Origin of the sequence: Bradyrhizobium roseum, assembly GCF_030413175.1 — a bacterium.
Lineage (GTDB): Bacteria > Pseudomonadota > Alphaproteobacteria > Rhizobiales > Xanthobacteraceae > Bradyrhizobium > Bradyrhizobium roseum.
Genome location: NZ_CP129212.1, coordinates 3714808 through 3727528, shown reverse-complemented (window position 1 = coordinate 3727528; position 12721 = coordinate 3714808). Strand labels below are relative to the sequence as shown.

The following is a 12721-nucleotide window of genomic DNA, read 5'->3' as shown; positions in this document are numbered from 1 at the left end:
TGGTGTCGCGAAGGTACAGGGCGGCCGGACGGCTGAAGTTGACGCATGTCAAGTTCAAACGATTACCGGGCAACGGCGAGCTCGGCGTACCTGAGATCGCGATAAGCCGCGATCGCGGCTTCGAGCAGCTTTTTCCTTTGATGACGATAGCCCGGTGGCCGCTTGCCGTTACCAGCAAGGTCGGACAGGCGTTCGAGGTCGCGCATGTCGCCCAAGGCGCGCTGCAATCGCTTGGCCGGCCGGTGCAGATGACGGCATTTGCCGTGGCTCCACAGCGGAACGGTTTCCGTCAGCGCTTCAATCATGTAGCGGAATCGCTTGGCCTGGATCCGCAGCCGGTGACGGCGTTCCGCTCCCAAATCATCCAGGCGTTTGCCCTTGCGGACAAGCCGTGCGTGCCAGCGGTGGAGTTCGCCCGCACAATAGGACGGCAGGGCTTCCGCGTCCTTGCGTTGCTTGTAAGCCTTCAGCCACGCGCCTTGCCTGGCCCAGCGCGCCATGGCCGCGATCAGGCGCTCTGTCCGTGCCGAACGCAGGCAGCGCACCAGGCGGCGATGATCCCGCGCCTGTCGCTGTTCGAATGACTCGCCGGTCATGGCCTGCGCCCATGCCCGGTATCGTTTCCGGCGCACATAATCCAGGACGACGTCACTGTCGCGGGCATTGCCGAGCGGTCCGTTCAGCCAGGCGATCTGTCGCTTCAGGCGCAGCCATTCCGCATCGGCCACGATCGGCGCGAAAAACGCCACGGCGGCACGCAACCGCGTGATTGCGACCCGGATCTGATGAACCGCCTCGGCATCCCCGCCGCACGCGCCCGCGTGATGGGCCTTGATGGCGCTAACGGCGTCGAGGGCCATTTTCTGGAATGCGGCGGCACAATCGAGGCCCGCCGCTTCAACGGCCTTGCGCCGGCCGCGGACTCCGCCTGGGTTTGCTTTCATCAAGGTTCATCCGGCACCGCAAACAGAAGCACGGGCGTTGCGGAGCGACTGCTCCGGCGTCCCCGAGGCATCGATGATGTGCCAGTCTACCGCGCCGATCGCGAAAGTCTCCTGCTTCCGGGCAACATCGCCCGTTGCATCGGACGCATCGCCCTGGCGCTGCGCGATCCGCGCCAGTCGCGTGGCGAGATCGGCGGTCAGGAACAGGCCGATGAAGCGAATGCCGCAAGTGCCTGCAAGAACAGCGATTTCCGCCCGTTCTGCCGCCTGCAGATAGGCCGCATCGAGCACCACCGAACAGCCTTGTGCCAGCAGGCGCCGAGCTTCGCTCGAAAGCATTCCGTAGACACGCGCCGTGACGTCGGGCCGATAGGCGCTTTCGGGCAGCGCTGTGGTTTCATCGACGCCGAACAGGTGCTTGCGGACGACATCCGAGCGGACAATGACCGCGCCGGGCGGAGGCGCGATCAGACCCGCCAGCCCTCGCGCGAGCACCGATTTCCCCGTTCCGGACAAACCGCCGATCGCGACCAGCACGGGCGGCTCGGGCGCGATCAGGCGTCCCGCCAGATCGAAATAGCGCTTTGCTTCCTGCCAGACCGCGTCGCTCCCGACGGCCTGCTCGCTCTTCATGAACAGGACATGCGCGCGGATCGCCGCCCGCATCGACAGGAACAACGGCAGCAGTCGGAGACCGTCGCGACCTGCATCCCCTGTTCCGGCAAGGTAGAGATTGAACACCTCGTTCGCCGCCGCGGCCTGGTTGAAATGGAGCAGATCCATCAGCGTAAAGGCAAGATCGTACAACACGTCCGTCGTCGCGATGACGGGATCGAATTCGATGGCATCGAACAGCAGCGGCCGGCCGTCGACCAGCGCAATGTTGGCAAGATGCAGATCGCCGTGACAGCGGCGCACGTAGCCCTGCTCGGCACGCTGTCGAAGCAACGGCCGCAATGCCGTCGCGGCATCGCGGCTGGCGGCATCGAGTCGATCGATGGCCGCGGGATCCAGTCGCTGCACGGTACGAAACTTTGCGCTGTTGCGTTCGATGATGGGGGGAATGGAGGCAAGCCAACTCTCGCCGTCCGCCCGCGGCGCGCGGTCGTGGCATCGCCGGATCGCATCGGCTATCGCCGTCGCCAGCGCCGGGTCGATCGCTTTCCCCGCCGCGACACGGTCGAGCGCCTGGGTGTCATCGAACCGCGTCATCTCGACCGCCCATTCGGCGGGCGTACCCTTCCCGTCGATTTCGAAGGTCCCATCGGCGTTGCGCGTGATGGCGACGACGCGCCGGTAGAGTTCGGGCGCATTCGGCGCGTTGACCTTCAGTTCCTCCTCACAGGCCCGTTTGCGCTTCTCCAGCGTTGAGTAATCGAGGAACGGCAGGCGGCAGGCCCGCTTGACCTTCAGGACCCGATCAGCGCCGAGAAACACCATCGAGGCATGGGTATCGATCCGCTTGCCGCCGCCCGCCGGACCGAAGCTGGAGCGATCCAGGAAATCGAGCACCTGCCGCTGCAGGTCCCCCTCGGCCGCCGATTTTTCATCGCTCATGGCAACAGCACGGCGGCGCCGGTGATCTGACCGGCGCGCAGTTTCGCAAGCACGTCGTTGGCCTCACGCAACGGAAACGCACTGGTGTGTGTCCTGATCCCTGCTCGCGCCGCGACGTCGAAGAACGCGATCCCGTCGCCGCGCGTCAAATTGGCGACCGACAGCAGCTGCCGCTCTCCCCACAGGATGTGGTAGGGGAACGTGGGAATATCCGACATGTGAATGCCGGCGCAGACCACCCGGCCGCCCTTGCGTACGGCGCGTAGCGCCAATGGAACGAGATCACCGACGGGAGCGAAGATGATCGCGGCGTCGAGCGGCGCCGGTGGCGTGTCTTCGGAGGCCCCGGCCCACTCCGCGCCGAGCGATGTTGCGAGGCGCTGCGCCTCGACATCGCCCTTGCGGGTGAAAGCGTAGACGCTGCGCCCCTGCCAGCGGGCGACCTGCGCGATGATATGGCCGGCCGCGCCGAAGCCGAAGATGCCAAGGCGCTCTCCTTCGCCCGCCATCACAAGCGAACGCCAACCGATGAGACCGGCGCAGAGCAAGGGTGCGATCGCGACATCGTCACCGGCTTCGCCGAGCGGAAAGCAATAGCGCGCGTCGGCGACCAGATGCGTGGCGAACCCGCCATCGCGCGTGTAACCGGTGAAGCGAGGGTGGTCGCAGAGGTTTTCTCGCTCGTTCCGGCAATAGGCGCAATCGCCGCAGGTATGGCCGAGCCAGGGAACCCCCACCCGCTCGCCGAGGCGAAGCGAGGCAACACCGGGCCCAAGCGCCTCCACCCGGCCGACCACTTCGTGACCCGGCACGATCGGATAGGCAATGTCGGGCAACTCGCCGTCCACGACATGCAGATCGGTCCGGCACACGCCGCAGGCGGCAACCTTGACGCGCACTTCTCCTGGCGCCGGAACCGGATTGTCACGGGCCTCAAACCGGAGCGGCGCGCCGGGCGCAGCAAGAACCATGGCGTGCATCTCGTCAGCCGTCCTCACGCAAGCGTGTGCAACCTATCCGCAGCGATGCGCCGGAGGTTTGATCCCCGTCAAAGGATCAAGGGCCGGAGCCTCTTAATATTCACCAGCCAGTATGGCTTACGAGGAGGTCCATCATGAATGCCAAATCCGTGATCCCCGTTGGAACCCAGGGTGCGGTCGCCCGCCGCGAAATCAACCCGTTCTCGCTGCTCCAGCAGGAAATCGACCGGCTGTTCGAAGGCGTCACGCGCAATATCCCGGGCTTTGCCACCGCGGCGATGCCGAGCATGGATATCAGCGAAACCGACAAGGCGATCGAAATAACCGCCGAGCTTCCGGGACTCGAGAAGAAGGACGTCGAGCTCAACGTCGCAGACAATCTCCTTACCATACGCGGCGAGAAGAAGAACGAGCGCGAGGAGAAGAACAAGAACTATCATCTCGTCGAGCGCAACTATGGCTCGTTTTCGCGCTCGGTCGAACTCCCTGCCGGCGTCAAGGTCGAGGACATTTCGGCCGAAATCGCCAACGGGGTGCTGAAGGTCACCGTGCCGAAGCCGGCGCCGAAGCAGACCAAGCAGATCGAAATCAAATCCGCCGCTTGAACGGAATGGCCGGGGCGCTGCACCGTCGCAGCGCTCCGGCAGACGCCGCACAGGAGTTCGCCATGCGCGCCCATCAGATCATGACCCATTCGGTTGCTACCGTCGCGCCGGATGCCACCATTCTCGAAGCCGCCAACATCATGCTGCAACGCCACGTCAGCGGGCTTCCGGTGGTCGATGCGGCCGGCAAGCTGGTTGGCGTCGTCTCGGAGGGAGACTTTATTCGACGCAGCGAAATCGGCACGCAGCGCAAGCGTGGCCGCTGGCTGAAATTCCTGCTGGGCACCGGTGCGGCCGCCACCGATTACGTCCGCGAGAACGGCCGCAAGGTTTCAGAGGTCATGACCGCCGATCCGATCACGATCGCCGAAGACACGACCCTGGAAGAGATCGTGAAGGCCATGGAGACCAATCACGTCAAGCGCCTGCCGGTGATCAAGGACGGCAAGCTGGTCGGGATCGTCTCTCGCGCCAATTTGCTGCAGGCCGTTGCCGGCCTGGCCCGCGACGTGCCCGACCCGACCGCCGACGATGACCACATCCGTCGCCGCATCATCGCCGCGATCGAGAAGAACGACTGGAGCCCGTTCGGGCTCAACGTCATCGTGCGCGACGGCATCGTCCATCTCAGCGGCGTGATCACGGATGAAGGATCGCGGCAGGCGTCGATGGTGGCCGCGCAGAACGTCGCCGGGGTCAAGAAGATCCACGACCATCTGTGCTGGGTCGATACCATGTCCGGAATGTACCTGGAATCGCCCGAAGACGCCGAGCTGGCGAAAGCCGGTTAGAGCCTGAGATCCGGGCACGCTCGTACCGGTTTGCCGAGAAGATCATGCTCAAATCAGAGAACAACGTGAAGAGATCATGACGCGATTTGATCGCATCATGATCCGGGCAGGAGCGGCCTATCCGCGCGCGCTGTCGGTCAGCGCACGCATGATGTCCTCGCGCGCGATGATGCCGGCCAGCCGCTGCGTGGCGTCGAGCACGGGAACGCTCTTCATCCGGTGATCCACCATCAGCTGCAGAACCCGCGTCAGCTTCGTCGTCGGATCGACGTAAATGAATTCCGGCGTCATTACGTCCGCCACGGTCCGCGACAACAGATCATCATACGCCGGGACCATCCGGTGCGGATTGAACGCAAAGCATTTCAGGAAGTCGAAGTTGCTGACCACGCCGACGATGTCGTCGCCTTCGCGCACCGGATAGCAGTTGAAATTATCGGCCTCGAACATCTTGTGCAGGTCGCGCATCGTGGTGTCGCGCGTGACTGTCTTCACCTGTCGCGTCATGTATTGCCCGGCGCTGGCTTCGAGAAATTTATGCACGGGGGGTCCTCGCCATTGCAGCTTAACGGGACAGGAACGCGCAACGACGCGACTCGGTTGCGAGGTGGCGCGTCACGCCGCCAAGCACCCATTCGCGCAATCGGGAGTGGCCATAGGCGCCGGCGATCACCACGCCGGCCCCGACATGGGCGGCAATGCTCTCGATCTGAGCGGTCGCCCCGCCGGCCTGTTCGGGAACCACGGTGTTGGCCGCGATGCCATGGCCTCGCAGCCAGGCCGCCACGTCGGCGACATGCGCCAGCGCATCCGCGCGACGGCCGTCCTGCTCGGGGATTTCCGTAACCGTGACTTCCGTTGCGACGGCCAGAATCGGCAGCGCGTCGAACGCGGCCCGGCGGGCCTCGCGCCCGTCCTTCCAGGCGATCAGAACGCTTCTCAGATCAAGCCATTCCGCCGCTTGAGGCACCACGACCAGCGGCCGGCCGAGCTGCATCAGTAGATCGCTCGGGTCCGGCGCTGCGCAAGGATCGACCAGAGCTTCCGGACGGGCGCCGACCACAACGATATCGGCGGCTCTCGCCTGCCGCAGCATGTGGGGCACCGGCAACGCCCGGGCGGACCGCCACTCCACCGCCGTGGCGCGCTTCTCCACCGCCGCGCGAAACTCGGCTTCGAGCTCCGACATCCTCCGCTCGACAGCCGCGGCCTCCTCGTCGAGCAGGTTTTGCGCAACCGCGCCCTCGGCGAAATACATCGGCGGCCGGAGATCCGAAGCGGCCGCGCCGATGATCCGCGCGCCGAACCGCTCGGCGAGATCGCCGGCCACCCGCAGGCAGGCATTATTGGGCCGGTCCAGCGCCAGGCCGACCATGACGGTTTTGTAGTTCATCACCTGCTCCGCGCCTTGGGGCGAGCCTCCGCATCTGGGACTCGTCCGCACGGCGCCATCCTAGACGCACGTCCTGCGTCGAAGCTGACCTAGATCAAAATCCCGCATTGCCGCCGGAGGGGCTCGGAACCGAGCCCACGCCGCCGCCGTCCCGGCGCTGCAACATCAGAAAAGCTGAAATGATTCATATGGATGTGGGGAACATGAAATTTAATTCCACGGCGATTTCACAGGCTCTCTGTAATGCGGTATCTGAGAAGTAGGAGTTGCCTTCAAGGCGAAACATGATCGACCCCGACCGCCCCTTTCGAAATCAGAATCCGCTTGACCAGAACGCACGCAGCGGTGCCGAGGGGTCGGGCGTCGGTGCCTGGGATCTCGAGCTGTCGACCGGAAAATTGAACTGGTCCAACGGCGCACGGGAGCTCTTCGGCGTCGGGCAGGACACATCCGTCGACTACGATCTGTTTCTCTCCCTGCTCGATCCGCAGGATCGCGACCGTACGGCACGGGCCATCCAGCAATCGATCGATACCGGGTGCAACTACGACGCTCAGTACCGGGTACGCCGGGGTTCGGACGAAGGGCACTGGCTGCGTGCGGTGGGTACCACCATCAACGGCCCCGACGGCGTCCCCGCCCGGCTCGGCGGCATCGTGATCGACATCAATCGCGAGAAGCGGCTCGAGGACACGGTGAGGACGCGCGAGCGGCACTTTCGCTCGATCCTGGACACCATCCCGGACGCGATGATCGTCATCGACGAGCATGGCAGCATGCAGTTCTTCTCCAGCGCCGCCGAACGGCAGTTCGGCTACTCCGAAGCGGAGGCGATCGGGAAGAACATCAGCGAACTGATGCCGGAGCCGGATCGCAGCCGTCATGACGGCTACATCGCTCGCTATCTGAAGACAGGCGAACGGCGCATCATCGGCATCGGGCGCATCGTCACCGGCATGCGCAGGGACGGCACGACATTTCCGATGCACCTCACCATCGGCGAGATGAGTTCAGACGGAAAACCCTTCTTCACCGGCTTCGTCCGCGATCTCACCGAGCAGCAGCAAACCCAGGCCCGGCTGCAGGAGCTACAGTCCGAACTGGTCCACGTCTCGCGTTTGACCGCTATGGGCGAGATGGCTTCGGCGCTGGCCCACGAACTCAACCAGCCGCTGTCGGCCATCAGCAACTACATGAAGGGATCGCGCCGCCTGCTGGCCAGTTCAACCGATGCCAACGCGCCGAAGATCGAAGCGGCGCTCGATCGCGCCGCCGAGCAGGCGATCCGCGCCGGCGACATCATCCGCCGATTGCGCGACTTCGTCGCCCGCGACGTCTCCGAGAAGCGTGTGGAAAGCCTGTCGAAGATGATCGAGGAAGCCGGCGCGCTCGGGCTCAGCGGCGCCCGCGAGCAGGGCGTGTTTCTGCGCTTCAACCTCGACCCGGCAGCGGACCTCGTGCTGGCCGACAGGGTCCAGATCCAGCAGGTGCTGGTCAACCTGTTCCGCAATGCGCTGGAGGCCATGGCCGTCTCGCCCCACCGCGAGTTGATCGCATCGAACACCAAGGCCACCGACGACATGATCGAAATCGCAATTTCCGACACCGGTAGCGGCTTTGCCGGCGATGCGCATGCGAACCTGTTCCAGCCCTTCTTCACGACCAAGGAAACCGGCATGGGCGTCGGCCTTTCCATCAGCCGCACCATCATCGAATCCCACGGCGGCCGGATGTGGGCTGAAACCAATGGCGCCGGTGGCGCGACCTTTCATTTCACCCTGCCCGCCGCCGCTCCCGCCAAGGATATGACCGATGCCGAGCGCTAAAGTCTATGTCATCGACGACGACGCGGCGATGCGCGACTCGCTGGATTTCCTGCTGGGCTCGGCCGGATTCGACGTGCGCCTGTTCGATTCCGCCCAGGCATTCCTCGACGAACTGGCTAACCTGCAAGCCGGCTGTGTCGTCACGGATGTACGCATGCCCGGTATCGACGGCATGGAACTGTTGCGGCAGTTGCGTTCCGGCCCGCGAAAGCTTCCGGTGATCGTCATGACCGGACATGGCGACGTGCCGCTCGCCGTCGAGGCGATGAAGCTCGGCGCGCTCGATTTTCTCGAAAAGCCGTTCGAGGACGACCGGCTGATCGGCATGATCGAGACCGCGCTCGCGGAGCGCGACAGCGGCGCGAAAAGCGAAGCGCTATCGGCCGATATGGCCGCTCGCGTCGCCAGCCTGACCCAGCGCGAACGCCAGGTGATGCAGGGGCTTGTAACGGGCCAGTCGAACAAGGCGATCGCCCGGGAATACGATATCAGCCCCCGCACGGTGGAGGTCTACCGGGCCAACGTGATGACCAAGATGCAGGCCGACAACCTTTCCGAACTGGTACGGTTTGCGATCAGGGCCGGCATCGTCGAAGATTGAGCCAAGTCAATTCGGTGGCTCGATATGCTTATACCTTGTCGCGATGACCCACGCTCGAACCTACGCCTGCGATGAAGCCTGCATCGGACCGCCGAGGAAGCCGATGGTTTACGTCGTCGATGACGATCACGACGTGCGCACATCGTTGCATTTTCTGCTGGAAACCGAGGGCTTCGAGGTTCGGACGTTCCGCAACGGGGCCGCATTGCTGGGATCTTCCGCCCGAAACAGCGCCGATTGTCTGGTCATTGATTACAAGATGGCGGAACTCGACGGTCTGGAACTGAGCATCCGGCTGCGGAGGCTGGAGGTTTCGACCCCGATCATCCTGATCACCGGCTATCCGGACGAAAGAATCGCCGCCAAGGCAGGATCGATTGGCGTGCGCCAGGTGCTTTTGAAGCCCAATCTGGAAAACAAGCTGACCGAGTGCGTCCGACAGGCGATCGATTCGACAATTCCGTCCTGAAACATATCGGCACGTCACCTCCGTAAAACCCCGTAAGGGCCAGCCCTTAGGATATCGACCCAGATATCGGGCCGCAAAAACCCGGGCTACATCGAAGCCATCCTGCACCCACGGAGATGGCAAAATGCTCGCCCAGACGATCACCTCCCCACTAGTTCCGTCGTCTCAGGCTTTTCGCGCGCCGCGCGCCGAGCCCGTTCCGGCCGTCGACCAGTTCAGCGTGATCGCAGCCTGCGCGGGAGTCGTGGCCAGCGAGTTCTCCTACAGCAAGGACGAGGAGATCTACGGTGACGGCGAGCCTTGCGAGTATGTCTACCAGGTGGTCCGCGGCGCGGTCCGCACCTACAAGCTCCTCAACGACGGACGGCGTCAGATCGGTGCATTCCATCTGCCCGGCGACGTGTTCGGCCTCGACGCAGGCGCAACCCATCGCCTGACCGCCGAAGCGATCGCCGACACGACTGTTCGCCTCGTGAAACGCCGCAGCCTCGAAGCCGCCGCGACATCGAACGTCCAGGTCGCCCACAACCTCTGGACCTTGACCGCCGGCGGCCTGCGGCACGCCGAAGACCACATGTTGCTTCTGGGTCGCAAGACCGCGATCGAAAAAGTCGCGACCTTCCTGCTGGAAATGGACCGCCGGCTCACCAAGGCAGGCCTGATGGCGCTCCCGATGTGCCGCCGCGACATCGGCGACTATCTCGGCCTGACGCTGGAGACCGTTTCGCGCGCGCTTTCCCTGCTCAGCGACGAGGGCGTTCTGGCATTCTCAAGCGCCCGTCAAATCGTGCTGCGCAACCGCCAGCGGCTGGCGGACATGGACGCCTGAGGGTAGACTGGACCGCAACACCGGACGCACGGAGGGCCAGATGAACAACTATCGCGTCTCCTTCTACAAGGATCTCTGCAACTCCGATGGCCACAGCTTTAAATGCCTGCAGCGCCAGATCGACGTCCAGTCGACCGGACCATCGCAGGCGCTGGTGTTGGCAGAACGATTGGTCGACAATGAGCGCCTGAATGCCGATTGCGTCGAGGTGATGCACCTGAGCGGGCATCACGAGTTCGAACACCCGGCGGACCAGTCGGCCGCCCCCTGCAAGCATACGTGGAGCCGCGTGGCGTCCTGATCCGGACGCGAACCGCTGGCTGTACGTATGGGATGGCGGCAAGGTCCGGCGTTTTTCTGTTTGATCCAGCTCAATGCGGATACGCCGAACAGGTGAGATCGTGAATACACATGATGTGGGACGACGATGTCCGCATCATTATTCGGCGATCTCGCCGTTTTCTCCTAAGACTGCCCCGCCATCGCCGGTCGCAATGACCGCGTCGCGGGGCATTTTTTGCTGACGGCGCGTTTCGTCAGCGGCGACTGGCATCGATCGAGCACAGCTCGCCAACGCCGTGCGGCCAATTCCGGTTGTGACCCGGTCAGGTAGCCTCTGGCTCGTAAAATCGGTAGTATGACTTGCGTGCCCTGGCCCGCTTACCCCTTGCCCCTCGCCAGTTCATTTCGGAGTAACCGTTGAACGTTCGTCGCCGTATTGCTTTCGCCGTCTTGCTCGCCCTTGCAGTGCCGGGTTTTTCGCGCACAGCCGTCGCCCAAAGTGCGATCGCCCCGCCGCCGTCGTCAAACCGGTGTCGATGCCGGACATCGCCATCGGCTCGCCGGACGCGCCGGTCACGATCACCGAATATTCGTCGATGAGCTGCCCGCATTGCGCAGCCTTCGCCCAGAATGTATTTCCGATGTTGCGGTCGAAATATATCGACACCGGCAAGGTGCGTTTCGTGTTTCGCGAATTTCCGCTCGACATCAAGGCCGCCGCTGCCTCGATCCTGGCGCGCTGCATCGGCAATGGCGATCCCGAAAAATACCTCGGCGCGGTCGAGCTTCTCTTCAAGCTGCAGGATCGCTTGATGGCGCAGACCAAGGATACGCTGCTCTATGTGGGCAGGCAAAATGGCATGAGCGAACAGGATGTCACGACCTGCGAACAGGACCAGTCGCAGTTCGACAAGTTGACCGCCGACCAGCAATACGCCGTCCAGCAATTGAAGGTCACGTCGACGCCGACCTTCTTTCTCAACGGCGTGAGGTTGCAGGGCTCGATGCCGTTCGAGGAACTGGAAGAGCGGTTGTTGCCGTTGCTCGCGAAATAGCGGCCGCAGCCCCTTCCGATCACCCCTTGTCTGCCGCCGCCACCTCGCCGATGATGACCCCAACAAACATAATGGGGAGAGCGCCGTGGTCGCAGCTTTGCGCGTGGTCTTCGCAGCGGCATGGCTGCTGTCCGGTGTGGTGCCGTCGGCGGCGGAAAACTACCCCGCCCGGCCGGTGCGTGTCGTGGTCGGGTTCCCCGCCGGCGGACCGACCGACGCCATCGCCCGCATCGTCGCCCAGAAGCTGACCGATAATCTCGGACAACAATTCTTTGTCGAAAACATCGGCGGGGCCGGCGGCAACACCGCGGCCGGCCAGGTCGCGCGCGTGACGCCCGACGGTTACACGATCATGGCGATCAGCACCGGCTTCGTCGTCAACCCCAGCCTCTACGCCAAGGTGCCGTACGATCCGGTCAAGGATTTCGCGCCGGTGACGCTGGTGGCGGCTTCGCCGAATATCGTGGTGGTGAATCCGCAAGTGCCGGCCAGGACGCTGCCGGAGCTGGTCCAGCTGATCAGGGACAACCCCGGCAAATACAGCTTTGCCGGCCCGGGGGTTGGATCGACGCCGCATCTGGGCGGCGAGCTGTTCCGCCTCGCCTTCAAACTCGATCTGGTGCACGTGCCTTTCACGGGCGCCGGGCCGGCGGTCCAGGCCACGGTCGGCGGCCACACGCCGATCGCATTCACCGCCCTGCCATCTTCCCTTTCGGCCGTGCAGAGCGGGCAACTGCGTGCCCTCGGCCTGGCGTCGGCGGAACGATCCGCCAGCCTGCCCGATGTGCCGACCTATACCGAACAGGGCGTGAAGGACCAGGACGCCGACACGCTGACGGGCATCGTCGCGCCTGCCGGAACGCCGAAGGAAATCGTCGATCTGCTCTATCGCGAGATCGCCAAAATCGTTGCCCAGCCGGAAGTGAAGGAGCGTCTCACCGTTCTCGGCTTCAAACCGGTGGCCAACACGCCGGAACAATACGGCGCGCGTATCGCGCTGGAGATCGACAAGTGGGGCAAGGTCGTGCGCGACGCCAAGCTGCGGATCGAGTGACGACCTCCGGGTTATGATGCCGGCGGGCTCTCGGGCGCATCCGCGGTCTGCACGAAGGTCAAGCCAATACGACTTTTCTGGATCCAGGCGACCCGGCACTCGTGCACGACAGAACGGTCTTTGGCCATGACCAGGCGGAAGCGCTGCGGAACAAAGGCCGGATTGTCGACGTCGATCGCCGCGCCTTCAGGTGAAATATTCCGGATCATGCAGGACATGACGGAACCGCCCGACGAGACAAAGCCGGGCTCGTCAATTTCCGTTCGCGGATATTTTCGCTTTTCTTGCATACTCGCCCCACCCCGACAGGGCCGCGAAGCTAAGACAAAATCTTA

At 63.8% G+C, this 12721-nt stretch carries 15 protein-coding genes; 9 read left to right on the top strand and 6 right to left on the bottom strand.

Annotated features, from left to right (window positions below):
* Nucleotides 1–62: 62 nt before the first annotated feature.
* The 3 genes from QUH67_RS17900 to QUH67_RS17890 all read right to left on the bottom strand — a co-directional run bounded on the left by QUH67_RS17900 (nucleotide 63) and on the right by QUH67_RS17890 (nucleotide 3481).
* A complete protein-coding gene (locus QUH67_RS17900) occupies nucleotides 63–860 on the bottom strand; it encodes a CHAD domain-containing protein (RefSeq protein WP_300940109.1) in 798 nt (265 codons plus the stop codon).
* A 90-nt stretch (nucleotides 861–950) separates the two neighbouring features.
* Entirely contained in the window at nucleotides 951–2501 is a 1551-nt protein-coding gene (locus QUH67_RS17895) for a bifunctional aminoglycoside phosphotransferase/ATP-binding protein (protein ID WP_300940108.1), read from the bottom strand.
* Entirely contained in the window at nucleotides 2498–3481 is a 984-nt protein-coding gene (locus QUH67_RS17890; protein ID WP_300940107.1) for a zinc-dependent alcohol dehydrogenase family protein, read from the bottom strand. The genes QUH67_RS17895 and QUH67_RS17890 overlap by 4 nt, the downstream gene beginning before the upstream one ends.
* Nucleotides 3482–3615: 134 nt before the next feature.
* On the opposite strand from QUH67_RS17890, the gene QUH67_RS17885 reads away from it, so the two are divergent.
* Both QUH67_RS17885 and QUH67_RS17880 read left to right on the top strand, forming a co-directional pair.
* The gene (locus tag QUH67_RS17885) at nucleotides 3616–4086 is read left to right on the top strand and encodes an Hsp20/alpha crystallin family protein (RefSeq protein WP_300940106.1); all 471 of its coding nucleotides are present in this window, start codon (nucleotides 3616–3618) and stop codon (nucleotides 4084–4086) included.
* 62 nt (nucleotides 4087–4148) lie between these two features.
* Nucleotides 4149–4877, top strand: coding sequence for a CBS domain-containing protein (locus QUH67_RS17880; protein ID WP_300940105.1), 729 nt, complete (start codon nucleotides 4149–4151; stop codon nucleotides 4875–4877).
* A 117-nt stretch (nucleotides 4878–4994) separates the two neighbouring features.
* On the opposite strand, the gene QUH67_RS17875 is transcribed toward QUH67_RS17880, so the two are convergent.
* Together QUH67_RS17875 and QUH67_RS17870 are read right to left on the bottom strand one after the other, a co-directional pair.
* On the bottom strand, nucleotides 4995–5420 hold the full coding sequence (locus QUH67_RS17875) for a CBS domain-containing protein (protein WP_300940104.1): 426 nt from the start codon (nucleotides 5418–5420) through the stop codon (nucleotides 4995–4997).
* Between the two features lie 22 nt (nucleotides 5421–5442).
* Nucleotides 5443–6270, bottom strand: a complete 828-nt coding sequence (locus QUH67_RS17870) for a universal stress protein (protein WP_300940103.1) — start codon at nucleotides 6268–6270, stop codon at nucleotides 5443–5445.
* Between the two features lie 284 nt (nucleotides 6271–6554).
* On the opposite strand from QUH67_RS17870, the gene fixL reads away from it, so the two are divergent.
* The 7 genes from fixL (at nucleotide 6555) to QUH67_RS17835 (ending at nucleotide 12386) form a co-directional block, all read left to right on the top strand.
* Nucleotides 6555–8096, top strand: a complete 1542-nt coding sequence (gene fixL, locus QUH67_RS17865) for a sensor protein FixL (protein ID WP_300940102.1) — start codon at nucleotides 6555–6557, stop codon at nucleotides 8094–8096.
* Nucleotides 8083–8697 carry a response regulator FixJ gene (gene fixJ, locus QUH67_RS17860; protein WP_300940101.1) on the top strand — a complete coding sequence of 205 codons (615 nt, stop codon included), beginning with the start codon at nucleotides 8083–8085 and terminating at the stop codon, nucleotides 8695–8697. The genes fixL and fixJ overlap by 14 nt, the downstream gene beginning before the upstream one ends.
* A gap of 103 nt (nucleotides 8698–8800) precedes the next feature.
* The gene (locus tag QUH67_RS17855) at nucleotides 8801–9166 is read left to right on the top strand and encodes a response regulator (protein ID WP_300940100.1); all 366 of its coding nucleotides are present in this window, start codon (nucleotides 8801–8803) and stop codon (nucleotides 9164–9166) included.
* A 124-nt stretch (nucleotides 9167–9290) separates the two neighbouring features.
* Complete coding sequence (locus QUH67_RS17850; RefSeq protein ID WP_300940099.1) at nucleotides 9291–9995, top strand: helix-turn-helix domain-containing protein; 705 nt, start codon at nucleotides 9291–9293, stop codon at nucleotides 9993–9995.
* Nucleotides 9996–10035: 40 nt separating this feature from the next.
* Nucleotides 10036–10296: a hypothetical protein gene (locus QUH67_RS17845; protein WP_300940098.1), complete on the top strand. Its 261-nt coding sequence runs from the start codon at nucleotides 10036–10038 to the stop codon at nucleotides 10294–10296.
* 517 nt (nucleotides 10297–10813) lie between these two features.
* Nucleotides 10814–11332 carry a DsbA family protein gene (locus tag QUH67_RS17840; protein ID WP_300940097.1) on the top strand — a complete coding sequence of 173 codons (519 nt, stop codon included), beginning with the start codon at nucleotides 10814–10816 and terminating at the stop codon, nucleotides 11330–11332.
* An 85-nt stretch (nucleotides 11333–11417) separates the two neighbouring features.
* Nucleotides 11418–12386, top strand: a complete 969-nt coding sequence (locus QUH67_RS17835; RefSeq protein ID WP_300940096.1) for a Bug family tripartite tricarboxylate transporter substrate binding protein — start codon at nucleotides 11418–11420, stop codon at nucleotides 12384–12386.
* Between the two features lie 11 nt (nucleotides 12387–12397).
* Here QUH67_RS17835 and QUH67_RS17830 read toward each other — a convergent pair whose 3' ends face one another.
* Entirely contained in the window at nucleotides 12398–12676 is a 279-nt protein-coding gene (locus tag QUH67_RS17830; protein WP_300940095.1) for a PilZ domain-containing protein, read from the bottom strand.
* Nucleotides 12677–12721 lie beyond the last annotated feature (45 nt).